Origin of the sequence: Aliikangiella maris, from assembly GCF_040719265.1 — a bacterium.
GTDB lineage: Bacteria > Pseudomonadota > Gammaproteobacteria > Enterobacterales > Kangiellaceae > Aliikangiella > Aliikangiella maris.
In genome coordinates this window covers 1-18381 of sequence record NZ_JBFDAH010000012.1, presented here as the reverse complement: position 1 = coordinate 18381, position 18381 = coordinate 1, and the positions used below count along the sequence as shown (strand labels likewise).

Genomic DNA, 18381 nt, shown 5'->3' with positions numbered 1-18381 from the left:
GTGATGAGCCTTGGCGAAATTGCAACAAATCACTTAGCACCTCAAATTGCAATGGGTTCCTTTACCCTTGCAATTTCATCAAAATACAAAAGTGATTATAGCAATGACAATATTAAAATTGTGAATTGAAAATGATAGCGCGTTTAATAACAAAGCGAGTATAAAAGCTCGACAAATAACATGTCGAGCTTAAAATTTATTTTTTTATAACAAATTTAAAATCTTGCTTCTAGACTTATCCCATAAGAGCGTGGCGCTTGCCATGTGTAAGCCGCACCGTACCACTGATTAATTTGTCCTTCCGATCCTCGCGCTTCATAGTGTTCATTCTGTGAAGTGACTTCTTGAACATCGAGAATATTGTATACGTCAAACGAAGCTCGCATATCAACACCCGACAACTCAAAGTCATAGTTTAAGGATACATCAAGAGAGAACAACCAAGGTGTTCGACCCGCGGTTCCACGAGGCGTTTTGATATAAATTTTTTCTGGTTGCTCACACTTGCCATTGTTATTCGTATCAGGACACTGATTAGTAAACAAATAGAAAGTATCGCCATAGCTACCATAAACATCCGCACTTGTATCAGGATAACCTTGTCCAAATGTACTCAACGGTCGGCCACTGGTCAGCGAGCTGTTCCATCCAACGTTTAAATTATCGGTAAAGCTGTAACTACCAAAAAATTTGAAACTATGACGACGATCATTTGGTAAATAACCATACGCACCATCCATCAAGGCGGGGAAATCCCAATCTTGGGTTAATCCAGCATCGGGTTGGTTGATATCAGATTTTAATGCGCCTTCAAAGTTACCAATACTTCTGCTCCAAGTGTAAACAAAAGTCCAATTCAATTTATCACTACTGTTTTTAATTTCAAACTGAAGTGACTCGTAGCTGATTTTTGGTTTTGGTAATCCAATTTCTGCTGCCGTATAAGTTCGACGCGATCCAGGATCAGGAAGGGCATCGCCGTCAGTGTCACGAGACCAAGTACCAGCTTTACCTGGGTTAACCAGTGTACAAGACCCTGGAGATGCATAAGGTCCACAGTAATCATCTAGCGCACTGCCGACATCACGGTTTACATATCTAACCGAACCAATTAAGCCTTCGTCTAATTGACGCTCATAACCCAAGATAAACTCTTCTTTAAAAAATGGTTCAGCTTCTTCAGACTGGAATGTGGCCACACTCGGCGCAACCGGTAAAGAATTCACCGCAGTAGAAGCAGCTAAATCACCGTTGATTGGCGTCAATCCAGTTGGTGAACCATCATTGGTATCAATTCCGGTGAAAGTATAATAAGTGGTTTTATCACTTACACCTGCGGCAGCTCGATAGTTGGTATTATTTGGAACAGGCAAATAGTAACGACCGAAAGTTCCATATAACTTTGACTCACCATCACCATTAACATCCCAACTAAACCCTAAACGAGGCGCCCAATCAGTTTCGAGATCAACAAAGTTAACGCCTGTGGTTCCCGTGTTAACAAAAGAGTCTTTACGCGCACCCAGCGTTAAAGTTAAATCATCCGTTACTTGCCATTGATCTTCAACATAGTATGCCGTTAACTCGCTACCGAAATCACCACCACCAACGAAAATTCGATCACTGACATAATCAATTGGATCTTGGCTAATATTCGTATAAATCTCGCCATTAGTTCCCTGAATACTCGCATTAGGCGCTAAAGTAATATAAGTGTAAGTATGTCCGCCAACATATTCCGAAGTTCGTCGAGATTGACGATCTTGATAATCATATCCCGCTCGTAGCAAGTGATCGCCTAATGAATATTCCAAATCCAAGCGAATCTGCTCATTGTTATCATAATCATCACCAATATTTCCACCTGCACCACACTTATAATCGCTGGCATCAACAGCAGGATTAGTTCGAGTTTCTGAAATAATTGGACAGTCAATCACCGTTGGCTGACTGGTATATTCGGTATCGATTTCTGCATAAATCGCGCTAACCGTTAAATTATCAGTGACATAACCGGTATAGTTAAAACTATGTAACTCACCACCCCGCTTACGATCAAATGTGCCAATTAAGTCACCTACTTCACCGCTATCAGGATCATAAGCATATCGGGCATCTAAAGCATCTACTCGATCAGAATAACCAAAATAGCTTAACGAATGATTCTGGTGCATGTACCAATCTAGTTTTAATCCCCAAAATAAGTTATCACCACCTGATGCTTCAATAGTACGTAATTGATCAACCGGATTAAAGCGCACTCGATTTGGAGTGTAAGCAAAAGTGTTTGAAGTATCACGAGGATTCACAATAGCGTAAACAAATAAGCTGTCATCAATTAAAGGTCCAGAAGCAGAAAGCGTATAGTCAAGCGATGAGCGCTCATTTTGACTGGTATCATTAAATACATCGCGAGAATTATTTAATGCATAAGAACGATTGTTATTATCTTTATACTCTGGTGTCCAATCCATTGTTGCAGCAAACTCCCATTCGCTACCACCACTTTTGGTGACCGCATTGAGTAAACCGCCGGTAGTTCGGCCAAACTGAGCTGAGTAGCCACCTGTTTTCACCTGAAACTCTTTATAAAATTCAAATGGAACTGAGCCACAACCAATCCCCTGTCGTGTATTGGTTACTTCAACACCGTTAATGTAACAGGAGTTCTCGCCAATTGACGATCCTCCAAAAGACACATAACCATTGCCTCCTTCAACACCAAATTTTGAATCACCCGTAATTGTACCCGCCGCCAACATTTGAACAGCAGTAGCATTGCGCGCAACCGGCATTAAATCGATTTGTACTTCAGAAACAACGAGTCCGGAATCCATTGATGTGGTATCAACACCCGCGACTCTCGAACCAACAATTTGAATGACTTGAGAATTATCATTTTCTGTCAAATCAAAATCAGCAATGGTATTTGAACCAAGGCCCAAGCGCTTTGTTTCTTTTGCAACAACATCTCCTTGGGCATTTGTTACAACGATTTCATATTCACCGACAGGTAATGCAGAAAAACGATAACTGCCATCAGCGTCAATTGCGATTGTTCGGGTGCGTCCAGTATTAACATCTTTAACTGAAATTGAATAATCCGAACCCGTATTTGTGATAATTGTTCCAACAATATTTGAAGTATTATTCGCCGCTTGTACGCCTGACATAAAACTAGCAGCAATTGCTGCAGCGATCAGCGAACGACGAAATCCTTTATTGTTTATTATCATAATCTTTAAATCCTCTATCTAGTAGTTAGTTAGTCAATGATTTTTAAAATTTCTTCTTTGCTTTTGCGAATCGAACAGGCGAGATCGAGCCGCCTCAATCAAGAAGATAATTTTTAAAATGCAGTGAAAAAAGAGCCAAATTTTTTGTGCTTATAATTCTAAAAAATAGGTCTAAAACTCAGCTCTACAGCAATATAACGGAAAGTTCTATTAGAAAATATTGTCTATAGGTTGAATTTAGCTTGAAATTAAATTGATTCAGATGTTAAAAAAAATCTTTTAAAAACAAAGAGTAACAGCAATAATTTTAAGGTTATTACGTTTTTTGTGCGAGTGACCTCTACATCTAACATAATTTGATACATTTGGAAAAACAAAAAAAACTCACTTTACGTATACTAGAAACTTGAACTATGAAATGTTTCGTAGTTTAATACGATCAGCTTCGTATTTAGTTCTAACGTCACGAAACTAATAATCGAGAACAACTAATATGAATAATATGGACCACTGGAATACTGAAACCCCTGTTATTGAATTTTGCGGATGCAAGTTAGATTCTGACTCACAAACACTTCATACTCCCAATGAGGTCGTTAGATTAAGAAGCAAGCTTTGGCAACTGCTGATAGAGCTGGTAAAAAAGCCGAATAAAGTTATTTTGCGAGACTATCTTATTTCTACAATTTGGGATGGAAATGAATACACTGGCGAACAAGGCTTAACCCATGCTATTTGTCATTTACGTCGTATTTTAAAGAAGTATCAGATTCAAGCCAAAATCGTGACGTTACCTAAAAAGGGCTATACGATTCAGCCGGTCAATAAAGAAAAATCGACCAACTTTGAGCAGTCGTTTAAAACAACACAAAATGTGACATTACTCAGTGAAGAAAAAAACTCTTCAACTGGTGAAGTAACGATTCATTATCAATTTAATTGAAAGAACAATGAGAATGAAATGTTTTCGTGACGCCAAATAAAACTTTTATTAGTGTACATAATATTTTTTATTTGGCAGCAATTCATGTAGCAACTCATTACTTAACGTGCATTTTTATTAAAAAATTTATTTGATCATTCAGATTCAGATTTACTTCAATTTAATTATTCAACTCAATCCAATAAATTTAATTTATTACCGCTCAAATATCTGCTGATTTAATCAATCAATACTCCTCAAAAAACGTTAAAATTTATTCAAGAGCATAATATTTTATTTCGTATTTTTTACTCATGTTTTGTTGAGTTCATATTCTTTCAACAAGCAGACAACATAATTATTTATTTTTCGGTTTGTTTTTGTCAGGCATAAAAAAACCCTCAGATCGGCAGATCAATGAGGGTTAACAACCAGGGATGTAGCGATAATGAAGCTACCCCCATATAAGACTATTTTTTAAAATTAAAAACAACCAATACTCCGTTGAATTAAACTTGAATAAACATTGCAAAGATATTTCATTATTTTACAATGTAAAAAGTTCCTCGGTTTAACCGAAATTTAACTCGCTTTAACCAATTAACTATTGTTAATTAACATTATCTTCATAAGATTTCTAATAAGTAAGTTCACATTCAGATTGAATAGCACTTATTGACTCTCTTATTATTTACGCCCTTTTTATTTACCCTCATCTTTTTTTCTTGATAGTTGTATCGCCTATTTTTAATACGAACAGATAGCAGCGTTAAAAGACATCTTCTTGATGAGTTATAACCATAAAATTTTATTTAAAATGTTTATCACAACATAGTGATTAATGTTCATTCAAACCAAACGCTAGCCAAATTACCACTGGGCTTACAACTCATTTCACTTTTAACCTTGTTCCACAGTTTTAACCTAAATGTTTCACAAGCAAAGAAGCTTGTAAGCTAATTATCGATGTGCGATTGATCTATTTGAAATCAATACGGATTTTGCAGCAGTTTTTCACTACAACCAACATTTCCAATATCACAATATCGCTATTTTATATAAAATATTTATTGCACCGAGCATTCTATAGTTTTATGATATTCACAATCCAACCTTAAAGGTTATTGTCATGACACTAAATGAACTGAGGTACATTGTCGCTGTTGCACAAACACAACATTTCAGTAAAGCAGCCGAAGCATGCCACGTTAGTCAACCCAGCCTGAGTATTGCAGTCAGAAAGCTCGAAGAAGAGCTTGGCATTACAATATTTCAACGTGGCAAACGACAAGTTGAAGTGACACCCGAGGGGGAATCTGTCGTCCAGCAGGCACAAAAAGTTATTGAAGAGGCTGAAAAACTCAATTATTTAAAAAGTGTACAAAAAAGTCCGCTTGATGGTGTACTCAAAATGGGCGCAATTTTTACTATCGGACCGTATCTGTATCCTTCTCTAATTCCATTTATGCGCGAAAAATTTCCTCAAATGCCATTGCATATTGATGAAGACTACACCGAAAATTTACGCAAAAAATTACTTACAGCAGAAATCGATGTCGCCGTACTAGCATTACCCTTTTCTGACCCGGCAATTGAAACCATGGAAGTTTATGACGAAGACTTTATGCCGCTATTTTATGAAGGACACCCATTTAGTGAAATGTCAAAAATCGATGTCAGCGACATTCCCAGTAATGAACTGTTGATGTTGGGTAAAGGAAACTGTTTTCGCGATCAAGTTGTTGCAGCTTGCCCTAATTGTCATTCGCCAACTGCAAACTCCGATGCCTGGGTTGTAGGCAGTTCATTGGAAACTATTCGACATATGGTTGCAATGAAGCTGGGAATAACCGTAATGCCGGTAACTGCGCTTGCCAAACAAGCTGATTATCCTGGTTTAGATAGCCGACCTTTTGCCGATCCTGTTCCCAAAAGAAGAATTATTCTGGCATGGCGTTCAAGTTTTCCTCGAAAAGAAGCAATTAGTGTTATCGCAGAATCTTTACAAATTGCACTGCGAGGTCAGGTCGATCTGTTACCATTAAAAAAGGATTAAACTTTTTACCCCTGTCCAACCAATTAATTTTAGACAGAAAGAACATTGCAAACGAAACTAGCCAGTATTCAAGTTAGCTCACTGAAAGGTGTTGGCCCGAAAGTCGCCGAGAAGCTGGCTAGTCTATCCATAAGAACGCTTGAAGATCTACTTTTTCATCTTCCGTATAAATATCAAGACCGCAGTCGCATCCATCCTATTGGTAGTTTACGTCAAGGCGAGTATGCTCAAGTTTTTGCTCAAATTGAGCGAGTAGATATCGTTTTTGGTAAACGTCGTTCATTAGTTTGTAAAGTGTCTGATGCAACAGGAATGATGGATATTCGTTTATTTTATTTTTCTAGTGCACAGCAAAAGCAATTTGTGCGCGGCGAGTATATTCAATGTTATGGTCAACTAAGTTTTTCCGGGCAACGTTATGCAATGATTCATCCAGAAATTACTTTTTTGCACGATTCAAATACACCTCGTTTAAGTGAAGGCTTAAAAGCAATCTATCCAACGACAGAAGGACTGCAACAACGCTCACTGACGGCAATCATGCAGCAGGCATTAAACTATTTAAAACGCGCTGAAGTAACCGAGCTTATTCCATCTGAATGGCTGACTAAATTGCAGTTTCCTGCCTTAGCCAAAGCATTATTAATGCTTCATCAACCTCCGTTAGATCTTTCATTAAATGCTATTGAAAATGGTGATCATCCACTAATTAAACGGTTAGCATTTGAAGAGTTGGTAGCGCAACATATCGCACTCCAAAAAGTCAAAAAGTCTATCCAACAACATCAAGCCTATGCGATTAAAAAGCCACATAGTAGCAGCGAAAAATTTTTGCAATCTTTGCCATTTAAACTGACTAATGCACAACAAAGAGTTATCCAGGAAATCAGACAAGACTTGCAGCATTCCTATCCAATGATGCGTTTGGTGCAAGGAGATGTTGGAAGTGGCAAAACATTAGTTGCGGCAATGTGTATGCTCGATGTTGTTGGCGCAGGATTACAGGCCGTAATTATGGCGCCAACAGAAATTTTAGCCGAGCAACACTTTAAATCTTTTACACAATGGTTTAAACCTTGGCAAATTACAACTTGCTTACTTACCAGCAAAATGCCCGCTGCCGAAAAGCGAGCGGCACTTGCAGCAATTGAGCAAGGTGATGCACAAATGATTATTGGTACTCACGCTCTATTTCAGCAACAAGTTTCCTTCAATCAATTAGCCCTGGTGGTAATCGACGAACAACATCGTTTTGGGGTAGAACAGCGTAAAACCCTGTTAGAAAAAGGATTAGCTGCTAATAATCAGCAATATCAACCCCACCAACTGGTAATGACAGCAACACCAATTCCGCGCACACTTGCTCAAACCGCTTTTGCTGATTTAGACTTATCGGTTATTGATGAGCGCCCCCCCGGGCGTAAACCCATCACGACTATTGTTATGGATGAAACTAAAAGAGCACAACTTATCGAGAGAGTCAGAGCCAACTGTATTACTGAAAATCGTCAAGTCTATTGGGTTTGTACTTTAATTGATGAGTCTGAAGAGCTTCAGTGTCAAGCAGCAGAAGTCACTCACCAACAGCTACAGCAGGCTTTACCCGAATTAAAAATTGGATTAATCCATGGCCGGTTAAAGTCTGATGAAAAACAGCAATTGATGCAAGCGTTTAAAGATCATGAATTAAATTTATTGGTAGCAACTACCGTCATTGAAGTCGGTGTTGATGTCCCGAATGCCAGTTTAATGATCATCGAAAATCCGGAACGTTTAGGATTATCACAACTTCACCAATTGCGCGGTCGTGTTGGTCGAGGAGAGAAAGAAAGCCACTGTGTATTGCTGTATAAAGCGCCATTATCTAAAAACGCCAAACAACGTTTGACAGTCATGCGCGAATCTAATGATGGATTTGTAATTGCTGAAAAAGATCTCGAATTGCGAGGGCCCGGCGAAGTATTGGGCACACGTCAAACTGGCGTGCTGGAATATAAATTTGCTGATTTGATTCGCGATAGCGAAATGCTACCAGATGTGTATTTTTGTGCCGATGATATTATGACGCAACATCCTAAAATCGCTGAAGCGCTGTGTGCTCGCTGGGTAAAACAAGGTGTGCAACTAAGCCGAGTTTAGCCCGTTTTTTTGCCAATTAAAGTTATATGATATGGTTTCACTCAGTACTCACTTTTTCGCTAAGTAATCATTCGGTCACATCTATATATTGTCGATATTTTTCTTTACTCATCAATTTAGCTTGCGTGCCCTTTAACGAAAACTCAATACCACATAGTTTAAAACGGCTGCGTAATGCAATTGACTGGATAATATTGGCAGTATCCACAGGTGAAAAATCAGCATAGTAGTCGCCATTATTTTTACTGGTCACCAATAAGCTTCTATATTTTTCACCATTATCAAACCAAATATCTAAGCAGTCTTTGTCACCTTTGGCCGAGGCCAAAGACCAATATTCGCCATCGTCACGAACATTCCCCTGCCAAGCAATTGTGAGAGCATCATTTTCATCTAACATTAACCAATAGTTATCTGGCATCAGCAATTTATGTAATCGGACTTTTACTATATCTTGTGGTTTAGTTGCGGGCGTTTGTGCATTTTTTTCAGGTCTATCTTGGCTATCGCCAGTCAACAACCAAACCATTAAAAACAAAATTACAACGACAGAAATCGCAATAACACTCGCCAATTTCTGATGACCTAAAAACCATTGCTCAATTTTTTTCTCTATATTCAGTGGCGGCTCAGTCACCGATAATCGATTGTCAATCACTGAGTCAGTCACAGTTTTATCATCTTGCATTTGAGCTTCCAACTGCAAAGAATGTTGCAGATTGGTTAGCGCTTCATTTGCATGTATATCTATCTGATATTCATCAACAGACTCATCATGATTACTTTCTGACTGTTTCGCTACCGATATATTTGGTTTATTGACTTGATCAGATAAGAGCTCACCATCGTTAGAAACCGAATCCCGATCTGAATCTTGTACAGCAAGCGTTGGTTCAATTCGCTGTAACGGATTTTGAACAGGAGAGACTTCTGTTTCTTGCAAATTGACAGGTCCGGCATACCCCATCGTGTAATCAGGTTTTCTGCGCGCGCGCGCATGACTAATAACCGTTAAGCCAGCGGTCACTAAAACAGATAAAATTAAAAAGGTATATCCGGTTGTTGTCGCCTTAAAGGTAATAGCAGAAACGGCAATTAGAAAAAATAACGAAGGTACAGCGGCAAGCATTGACGCTATACCTGCATCTCGAATACGCCGCAAAGCACTGGAAATAATCACAGGTAAAGCAATTATCAGATAAAAAGCAAACAGTACAACAGATTTTTCCAACAAAGGTTGAAAAATCAAAAATAGCAGGTAGGCCGATAAATAGACCACTAAAAAGCGGCGACCATTGTCCATTCCTTGTAAACATAATAAGGATTTTAACAAAGACACAGATGACTCCAAAAAATTAAAAGTAATTTTTTAACTCATGTTAGCCGATTTTAAACCGTAAAATCTATCTAACCAGTCCGCAATATGATTGTTTATCGCGATAATTGTACAGATATTGTTTATCACCATATAATTTAATTTAAATTGTCGCTTTTTTATTCAGTTGCTGAAGTCGCCACAGATAATAGACAACAGGTAAAACAAACAAAACTAATAGTAACACGCTAATCATTCCACCCACCATTGGCGCAGCAATGCGGCGCATCACTTCAGAACCCGCGCCATCTCCCCAAAAGATCGGTACTAGACCAACAATAATAGTGAGCGCGGTCATCATTACCGGACGAATTCTCATACCAGCACCATCTAAAATGGCCTGTTTAAGCGTGGAATCATCCAGTAGATGAGGCTCATCGTTACAACGTTTCAGCTGCATTTGAAAGGCCTGATTTAAATACACCAGCATAATCACCGCAATTTCGACCGCAACTCCAGCTAACGCAATAAATCCGACACTCACCGCCACCGAATGATAATACCTCAGCCAATGCATCAACCAAAAACTGCCCACCATCGCTAATGGTAACGTACCAACAATAATGATTACTTCAGATATATTTTTAAAATTTAAAAAAAGCAAAACCAGAATAATGCCTAATGTTAAGGGAATAACTACCATCAACTTCTCTTTTGCGCGCATCATATATTCATACTGCCCTGACCAATTAATAGCGTACCCAGCAGGCAATACCAATTTGTCATCCACAATTTGTTTGGCTTGTTCAACATAGTGTCCAACGTCCACACCTTCAATATCGACTAGAGTCCACCCTGTTAACCGTGCATTTTCACTTTTTATTCCGGGCGCACCATCTTCCAAATAAATTTTAGCAACATCACCTAACACAATTTTTTCACCTTTATTTGTGACAATTGGCAATAATTTTAACTGCTGTGGTGTCTGTCGATAATTTTGTGGGTAGCGTAAATTAACCGGATAACGCTCAAGCCCCTCAGTGGTTTGAGTTAATTTTTTTCCACCAATTGTTGTGGCTATGATCTGCTGAACATCGGCAATAGTTAAACCATAACGAGCTGCCTGTTGTCGATTGATGTCTATTTTAATATATCGGCCACCAGCAACCCGCTCTGAGTATACTGAAAGTGTGCCAGGAACTTCGTTTAATAATCCTTCTAAAGACTGACCAATACTTTCAATTTGAGATAAGTCGGGACCGGATATTTTAATACCCACAGGCGTTTTAATGCCGGTTGCCAACATATCGATTCGTGTTTTTATGGGCATTACCCAAGCATTTGTGAGCCCCGGAAACTGAACCAGTTGATCGAGTTCGCTTTTCAATTTATCAATAGTCATTCCTTCACGCCATTGCGTAGTAGGTTTTAATTGAATAAATGTTTCTATCATCGTTAAAGGCGCTGGATCGGTTGCCGTATCGGCTCGACCGACTTTACCAAACACATTTTTTACTTCCGGAATCGTACGAATAAGTTGATCAGTTTGCTGCAATATTTGTCGCGCTTTTCCAATAGAAATAGCGGGATAAGTTGTCGGCATATACATTAAATCACCTTCGTTAAGCGGAGGTATAAATTCGCTACCAATTTTATTTAAAGGCCAAAGTGTACTTAATGCTAGCAACATCACAACTATTATTACTTTTTTGGGATGCGCTAATACTAACTTTAATACAGGTATATATAATCTGATTAGATGTCGATTAACCGAATTATTTTTTTCTGCGGTAATTTTTCCTCGAATAAAATATCCCATTAAAACGGGTACTAAAGTAATTGCCAAGCCAGCCGTGGCAGCCATTGCATAAGTTTTTGTAAAAGCCAGTGGCGCAAACAATTTTCCTTCTTGAGCTTCTAATGTAAAAACAGGCATGAAGCTCACGGTAATAATAAGTAAACTAAAAAATAATGCTGGACCAACTTCGCAAGCAGATTCATATACAATTTGCCAGCGTTGTTTTTCTGATATGACGGCATTTTTTTCAGCCGCTTTTTCCAAATGTTTGTGCATATTTTCTACCATGACAATAGCACCATCGGTCATTGCACCTATCGCTATAGCAATTCCGCCTAATGACATAATGTTAGCGTTTAAACCTTGCCATTGCATAATGATAAAAGCAGTCAAAATGCCAATTGGTAAACTCAACATAATGACCATAGAAGAGCGAAAGTGAAACAGAAAAAGCATACAAATTAAGATAACAACCGAGAACTCTTCAATTAATTTAAATCCTAAATTGTTAACAGCTTGTTCTATCAATTGACTTCTATCATAAACAGAAATTATTTCAACACCATCTGGTAAACTTTTTTGTAGGCTTTCTAACTTGCTTTTAACTTGTGCAATCACTTGCTGAGCATTTTCACCAGAGCGCATGACGACAATACCACCAACAACTTCACCCTCCCCATTTAACTCTGCAATGCCTCGGCGTATTTGTGGCACGAGTAAAATTTGAGCTATATCTTTTAAAAGTAACGGTATACCATTTTCATAAATACCAATCGGAATGTTTTTAAGATCGTCAATATCTTCAATATAACCTGAAGCACGTATCATATACTCCGCCTCAGCAAGCTCAATCACACTGGCACCAATTTCTTGATTACTTCGCTGTATAGCCATTTGAACATGTGATAAGGGAATAGAGTAAGCTTGAAGTTTTAGTGGATCAACTTCAACCTGATATTGCTTAATCATACCGCCAACACTGGCAACTTCAGAAACACCAGCTATTGATTGTAATTCAAATTTTAAAAACCAGTTTTGTAAACTCGTTAAATGACTCAAATCATGCTGTCCGGTTTTATCAGCCAGCGCATAGATATAAATCCAGCCCACTCCAGTTGCGTCAGGTCCAAGTTGTGGTTTGGCAGATTCAGGTAAGGTAGCAGCAGCCTGACTTAAATATTCGAGTACGCGTGAACGCGCCCAATATAAATCAGTATCTTCATTAAAAATAATATAAATATAAGAGTCACCAAAAAACGAAAATCCACGCACACTTTTAGCACCAGGAACCGATAACATAGCCGTTGATAATGGATAAGTAATTTGATCTTCAACCACTTGAGGCGCTTGTCCGGGATAAGAAGTCTTAACGATTACTTGTACATCAGAGAGGTCAGGAATCGCATCAATTGGTGTTTGACGAATGGCGAGTATGCCCGCCAAAATCAATACAAAAGTAGCTAACAAAACCAAACCACGATTGTAAATAGACCAACGAATTATTGACATAATCATAGCTTAAAGTCCTCCTCAAGATTCAATAATGTTGAGTTTGACAGTGTTGTTATTTTAATAATTTTAAATTCACCATTATTAATTTCAAAGGTAAACTCAACAATATTTCCAGGTTGAAAAGACATTATATCGATATGAGTATCTACCCAAAAATCCATTGTTGCTGAAGCTCTGTCCCACTGAGGAATTGCTTCTCGCGTAATATTAAATAGTCGCTGGCTATTATCCATCTGATTAATTTTCCCTTTAACTGTTGCAGTCGGTATTTCTCTATTTGACTCCTCGCTATTTGGCTCCTCATCATTAAATTCATGTTCAGACATACGAGAAAATGCAGCTTGTTTATTAGATTCAGAGTCAATTAAAAACTGTGCGGATGTCACCACTTTTTCACCCTCTTCAAGTCCTTGATTAATGGCAATATATTTATCATCAAACTCACCAACTTCAACAACTTTCGGTTTAAAGTAACCGCCTCCTAGTGCAACAATTACCCGATTTCCATGTGCAGATTGGATTAAGGCAGAGTGCGGAACAAGTAAATTTTCACTAGTTGGTTCAGGATAGATATTAACATTGGCAAACATGTCAGGCTTCAACTCCCCAGTCGAGTTAATTAATCTAATTCTGACTTTAACCGTACGACTTTGTGGATTAATTGTCGGATAAACATAGTCTATTTTTCCGTGCCATTTTTTTGTTGGCGCATAATCTAGAGTGATAACAACCGGCAAGTGATCTTGTAAGTAGAACGCTTGTTGTGCAAATACTTCTGCTTCCACCCAAACCTCTGACAAGCTGACAATCGACATAAGTGTTTTATCAGGTTTAACAAAGTAGCCTTCTCTGATATTTAAGTTGTCAATTATGCCAGACTGGGGAGAAAAAACCGTCACGCGCTGTTGAATTTTTCTTTGTTGTTTTATTTTAGCGATCAATGTTTCAGATAATGCCAAGGCAGCCAATCGATTTTCAGCCGCAGTAATAAGGCGTCTATTGCTTTGTTCGAGTGCAATTAAATATTCTTCTTGTGCACTGACTAGCGTTGGTGAATATATTTCATAAAGCGGCTGATTTTTTTCTACTCTTGCACCTTGAGACTTAACATAAAGTTTTTCAATCCAGCCATCAACACGCGGATGAATATGAATCAACTTTTCTTCGTCATATTGTACAAAACCAACACTTTTAATTATTGGCTTAAGTTTGCCTTTGCGCACGGGTGAAATCTGCACACTTAACTGATTGATGACTTGCTGAGTCAAATAAACTGTCTCGGGTGATTGCGGTTTAGCTTCATGAGCCTTTTCATACACAGGAATCAAGTCCATACCCATTGGCGATTTACCGGGCTTATCTCGTCGATAATTCGGATCCATCGGCGCAACCCAATATAAGGGCTCATCACTTTTTTGATGTGTAACCGAATCATTTTGCTCGAGTGAAGCTGACAACTTGGTAAAATAGCCGCTATTTAAAATCCATATAGCAATGATTAATCCTAAAAAAGCACCGACCAATAACCAGACAAGGTGAAGCTTCATGGTATTTCTATTGTTCATTCTTATCTCCCAATTTTGCTGACTGCTGATAAGTTTTTTCAGGTGAATCCGATATTAGATAGTAGTTTAATTGATGTAACAGTTTGACCTCTTCAACATCTAGTAAAAGTTTATCAAGTGTTGCATTTAACAAAGCGATGCGAGCTTGTATAACGTCGAGAAAATTACCATCGTCATGTGTATAAGCAGCTAAAGATGATGCTGTTTGCGCCTTCACTTGTGGTAAAAGTTTACTGGTAAATAATTTTTTTCGTTGTTTTAGTATCTGTATTGCCTGGCTAACTTGTTCAAAATTTGCATGGAACTCTCGTAGCTTTTGCCATTTTTCGGTCTTGCTGGCAGCAGTTTGATATTTTGCTGAAATTAATTGATTATGCTGTCGCTCAGAATTACTCCAAGGTAAATCAAAAGAAATTCCCACCGATAATAAATCAGGACGATCAGCCATCATACTTTGCTCACTTGAGGTGCGAAAACCATAGCCTGCACTGAGTTTCCATTGAACTTTTTCTTCTTGCTTAGCTAGCGATTCATTAATTTGGTTTGCCTCAATCTGCTTTTCGAAAGAAAGTATAAGTGGATGCGCAAGCAAATATCGATTAAGCGATGATGACGAATAATGTTGTAGATTGTTGGTAACCAGTTCGGGTGAGTTTAATTTAATTTCAGGTAGGACAAGACTTTGCTTATTTAAAGCTAGCAATTGTTTCTTTATTTGAGCGTTTTCTTGCTGCTGTGACATTTGGGCATCTGTAAAGTCTTGATTAGTACTATTTTCAGACAAATCAAATGCTGGCGAAATCCATTCACTTAGTTGCTCAATAAGCCGAAGTTGCTGTAATTTTAATTGGGTTAACCGATCATCAAGTCGAGTTAACTCTAACTGTGCAGCAACAATATTATGCTGACGACTCTGCCCTACAGCCGCAGTATAATTTTTTTCAGCAATATCAGACAGTTGTTCAAATAAGCCCCGATTTTGATGAATGAGAAAAATGCTCTGCGCTAAGTAAAAATTATCCAACCATAATTTTCCAGCTAAAACGGCAACTTGGGCTTTACGATCTAAATTTAACAGCGGATACTGTTCACTCAGAGTGGTTAGCTGTCGAGCATGAAGTTCTCGTGAATTTCCGCGAGGAAAAACTTGAGACAAGCCAACCGAAAGCTGAGTCATTGCTTCTTGATTTAAACGAAACGAATCGCTAGGTAAATTATTAAGTCCAAGCGAAGCAACCGGTAGCGGCATCGCTTGTGCTACCCGACTTTTAGCTATTAAAGACTTTTGCTTAAATTGATTTTTTGCTAATTGCAAATCGTATTGCTGAGCCAATTTGATTGTCTGTTCGAAATTCAGTATTGATGATTGGGCGTTCACCACAGACTGACCGACTAAATATGCGATAGCAAAGGTCAATACATTCAATCTGATAGTTCGAACAAATCGACATCGGCCACCGTGATATGACCTGACTTTTTTGAGAATATTCATAGTTACATGCGTATTTTAAATTATCTGCCATAACCCAGATAAAAATTAATTGAATGAGCAGCAGCCAAAACTACCGCGCACAAGCTTGCTGATTTAATAAATTGATTAAGCAAAAATGAATCGACGAGTTAATGTTTTGAATCAAACAAAATAGAATATTTAGTCGTCAAGCAACTTTAACAACTCAATCAATATCACTAAATTGAAACTAGCTAATAATTGGAGGGCGATAAGGTGTGGCGTAAAATGTCGATTTAATAGCAAATCGTTGATGAGAAATTCCGGTAAATGCAAGATTTATCTCAGTTAACAATTTATAGCTTGATAAAAATAGTGTGCTGGGTGCCAACATTTGGCAATAAGCCATTTCACAAGGCGAGTCTTCATCACAGCATGACATACGTTGATGCTGTTCATTAGCTTGATATTGGCCGCTAGTATGATGATCAGAATTTTTATCCATTGCCATTTGAACAGAAGAAAAATGATTCTGATGATTACCTTGGAGTGAGGTATTTTGCATCGTTAAAACTTTTGAAGACTTCATTGAGTCGCAAGAAACATTACTCTTTACTGGCGTCAATTGCACACCAACAAACAGCACCAACAGTAATATAAACCACTTTGGATTAGTTTGGCAGGTATGTAATGAATGTTGATTAATATGATCCATCAGAAAAATTAAAAATCTTAAATATACAGCCTGGTGCCGCAATCAATAACTTTAATAATAAACCAACGTACCCAAAATTGTCATTGTTTAATCTGTTTCAGGTTATTAAATGGCGCTTATTTATTTTTGATAAAGTCATACACATTCATTCATGTTAAAACAACTGGTTATATACTAGCTGATTCAACAATTATTGAAATCGGTCCAAGATGTTAAAAACAACGCCAATCTGACGCTATTATGCAATCAATTCTAAGGTAGGTGTAGGTAACTGCCTATCATTGTGGTAAAATCGCCGCCACCTGTTCCGGGCATAATATTCAATCAGCCCGACACTAACGCCATCATTTTTTTAAAATTTGAGGATATTGAACAATGAAACAACCTGTACGCGTTGCAGTGACTGGGGCTGCTGGCCAAATTTGCTACTCTCTATTATTTAGAATCGCATCAGGAGAAATGCTAGGTAAAGACCAACCCGTTATTCTCCAGTTGTTAGAAATTACTCCTGCGCTTAAAGTACTTGAAGCGGTAAAAATGGAATTAAACGATTGTGCTTTTCCATTGCTTGAAGATGTCGTTTGTACTGATGATGCTGCCGTTGCTTTCAAAGATGCCGATTATGGTTTGATGGTTGGCGCAAAACCTCGTGGTCCAGGCATGGAGCGTTCTGACTTACTGAAAGATAATGGTAAAATTTTCAGTACCTTAGGTAAAGTTATCAATGATGTTGCGAATCCAAATATTAAAATTTGCGTTGTCGGTAATCCAGCCAATACTAACGCATATATTTTATTGAAAAACGCACCAGCCTTAAATCCACGTAATATTACCGCATTAACTCGCCTTGACCACAACCGTGCGATCTATCAGCTTGCAGAAAAAACAGGCAAACCAATGAACAGCATTAAAAAGCTGACTATTTGGGGTAATCACTCTACAACTCAAGTACCAGATATTGCGCATACTCTGGTAGGAACGGAGCAAGCTAGCAGTCTGGTTAATGAGAGCTGGGCCAATGAAGAATTTATGCCTAAAGTTGCCAAGCGTGGTGCAGAAGTTATCGCTGCTCGCGGTTCATCTTCGGCGGCCTCTGCAGCTAATGGCGTAATCGACCATATGCATAACTGGGTACTTGGTACCGAAGAAGGCGACTGGGTTTCAATGGCGGTGTTCTCTGACGGCTCATATGGCATTGAAGAAGGTTTAATTTATTCTTACCCTGTGACTTGTAAAGACGGCGAGTGGACAATTGTAACTGGTTTGGAAAACAGTGACTTTATTGTTGCCAAAATGAAAGAGTCAGAAAAAGAGCTTCAGGAAGAAAGAGATACCTGCGCTGATTTATTCGCTTAATAGGTCTTCTCCACATAAGCATCAGCAAAAATTTAAATCTTGAAAAATAAGGGAGCACATGCTCCCTTATTTTTTATAAGACTGCGATTGATTTCGTCAATTCACCAACTTTTCTTATGAATGGATGTACCCAATACCTTTAGCCATTAACACAGCCAATAAAGGAATGACGACAATAATCAACAATTGAACTCGAATCAGCATAATTAGTCGTCCCTGAAAAAAGAAAAACTCATCAATTTTCTCTCAAGGAAATGCACGTTGAAGCGCTTTTATCATTGAGTTTAACGCAACAAATCTCGTCAGGCGATTAAGCA

10 protein-coding genes are annotated in these 18381 nt (G+C 38.3%); 4 read left to right on the top strand and 6 right to left on the bottom strand.

Annotated features, from left to right (window positions below):
• Window positions 1-215: 215 nt before the first annotated feature.
• Complete coding sequence (locus tag ABVT42_RS12300; RefSeq protein ID WP_353897409.1) at window positions 216-3236, bottom strand: TonB-dependent receptor; 3021 nt, start codon at window positions 3234-3236, stop codon at window positions 216-218.
• A gap of 493 nt (window positions 3237-3729) precedes the next feature.
• Between ABVT42_RS12300 and ABVT42_RS12295 the strand changes: the two genes are divergently transcribed.
• From ABVT42_RS12295 to recG, 3 genes are all read left to right on the top strand, one after another.
• The gene (locus tag ABVT42_RS12295; protein WP_353897410.1) at window positions 3730-4179 is read left to right on the top strand and encodes a winged helix-turn-helix domain-containing protein; all 450 of its coding nucleotides are present in this window, start codon (window positions 3730-3732) and stop codon (window positions 4177-4179) included.
• 1108 nt (window positions 4180-5287) lie between these two features.
• Window positions 5288-6214 carry a hydrogen peroxide-inducible genes activator gene (locus ABVT42_RS12290; RefSeq protein WP_353897411.1) on the top strand — a complete coding sequence of 309 codons (927 nt, stop codon included), beginning with the start codon at window positions 5288-5290 and terminating at the stop codon, window positions 6212-6214.
• 45 nt (window positions 6215-6259) lie between these two features.
• Window positions 6260-8353 (top strand): ATP-dependent DNA helicase RecG, encoded by a 2094-nt coding sequence (gene recG / locus ABVT42_RS12285; RefSeq protein ID WP_353897412.1) that lies wholly within the window; start codon window positions 6260-6262, stop codon window positions 8351-8353.
• A gap of 67 nt (window positions 8354-8420) precedes the next feature.
• Here recG and ABVT42_RS12280 read toward each other — a convergent pair whose 3' ends face one another.
• From ABVT42_RS12280 to ABVT42_RS12260, 5 genes are all read right to left on the bottom strand, one after another.
• Window positions 8421-9692: a hypothetical protein gene (locus ABVT42_RS12280; RefSeq protein ID WP_353897413.1), complete on the bottom strand. Its 1272-nt coding sequence runs from the start codon at window positions 9690-9692 to the stop codon at window positions 8421-8423.
• Between the two features lie 139 nt (window positions 9693-9831).
• The gene (locus ABVT42_RS12275; protein WP_353897414.1) at window positions 9832-12981 is read right to left on the bottom strand and encodes an efflux RND transporter permease subunit; all 3150 of its coding nucleotides are present in this window, start codon (window positions 12979-12981) and stop codon (window positions 9832-9834) included.
• The gene (locus tag ABVT42_RS12270; RefSeq protein ID WP_353897415.1) at window positions 12978-14543 is read right to left on the bottom strand and encodes an efflux RND transporter periplasmic adaptor subunit; all 1566 of its coding nucleotides are present in this window, start codon (window positions 14541-14543) and stop codon (window positions 12978-12980) included. The genes ABVT42_RS12275 and ABVT42_RS12270 overlap by 4 nt, the downstream gene beginning before the upstream one ends.
• The gene (locus ABVT42_RS12265; protein ID WP_353897416.1) at window positions 14533-16035 is read right to left on the bottom strand and encodes a TolC family protein; all 1503 of its coding nucleotides are present in this window, start codon (window positions 16033-16035) and stop codon (window positions 14533-14535) included. The genes ABVT42_RS12270 and ABVT42_RS12265 overlap by 11 nt, the downstream gene beginning before the upstream one ends.
• 208 nt (window positions 16036-16243) lie before the next feature.
• Window positions 16244-16708, bottom strand: a complete 465-nt coding sequence (locus ABVT42_RS12260; RefSeq protein WP_353897417.1) for a hypothetical protein — start codon at window positions 16706-16708, stop codon at window positions 16244-16246.
• 375 nt (window positions 16709-17083) lie between these two features.
• On the opposite strand from ABVT42_RS12260, the gene ABVT42_RS12255 reads away from it, so the two are divergent.
• Window positions 17084-18064 carry a malate dehydrogenase gene (locus tag ABVT42_RS12255; RefSeq protein ID WP_353897418.1) on the top strand — a complete coding sequence of 327 codons (981 nt, stop codon included), beginning with the start codon at window positions 17084-17086 and terminating at the stop codon, window positions 18062-18064.
• The last annotated feature ends 317 nt before the right edge of the window (window positions 18065-18381 follow it).

Excerpts from the sequence above, each read along its gene's own strand:
- ABVT42_RS12300 (WP_353897409.1), bottom strand. The coding sequence starts at position 3,236 with ATGATAATAAACAATAAAGGATTTCGTCGTTCGCTGATCGCTGCAGCA.
- ABVT42_RS12295 (WP_353897410.1), top strand. The coding sequence starts at position 3,730 with ATGAATAATATGGACCACTGGAATACTGAAACCCCTGTTATTGAATTT.
- ABVT42_RS12290 (WP_353897411.1), top strand. The coding sequence starts at position 5,288 with ATGACACTAAATGAACTGAGGTACATTGTCGCTGTTGCACAAACACAA.
- ABVT42_RS12275 (WP_353897414.1), bottom strand. The coding sequence starts at position 12,981 with ATGATTATGTCAATAATTCGTTGGTCTATTTACAATCGTGGTTTGGTT.
- ABVT42_RS12270 (WP_353897415.1), bottom strand. The coding sequence starts at position 14,543 with ATGAACAATAGAAATACCATGAAGCTTCACCTTGTCTGGTTATTGGTC.
- ABVT42_RS12265 (WP_353897416.1), bottom strand. The coding sequence starts at position 16,035 with ATGAATATTCTCAAAAAAGTCAGGTCATATCACGGTGGCCGATGTCGA.
- ABVT42_RS12260 (WP_353897417.1), bottom strand. The coding sequence starts at position 16,708 with ATGGATCATATTAATCAACATTCATTACATACCTGCCAAACTAATCCA.
- ABVT42_RS12255 (WP_353897418.1), top strand. The coding sequence starts at position 17,084 with ATGAAACAACCTGTACGCGTTGCAGTGACTGGGGCTGCTGGCCAAATT.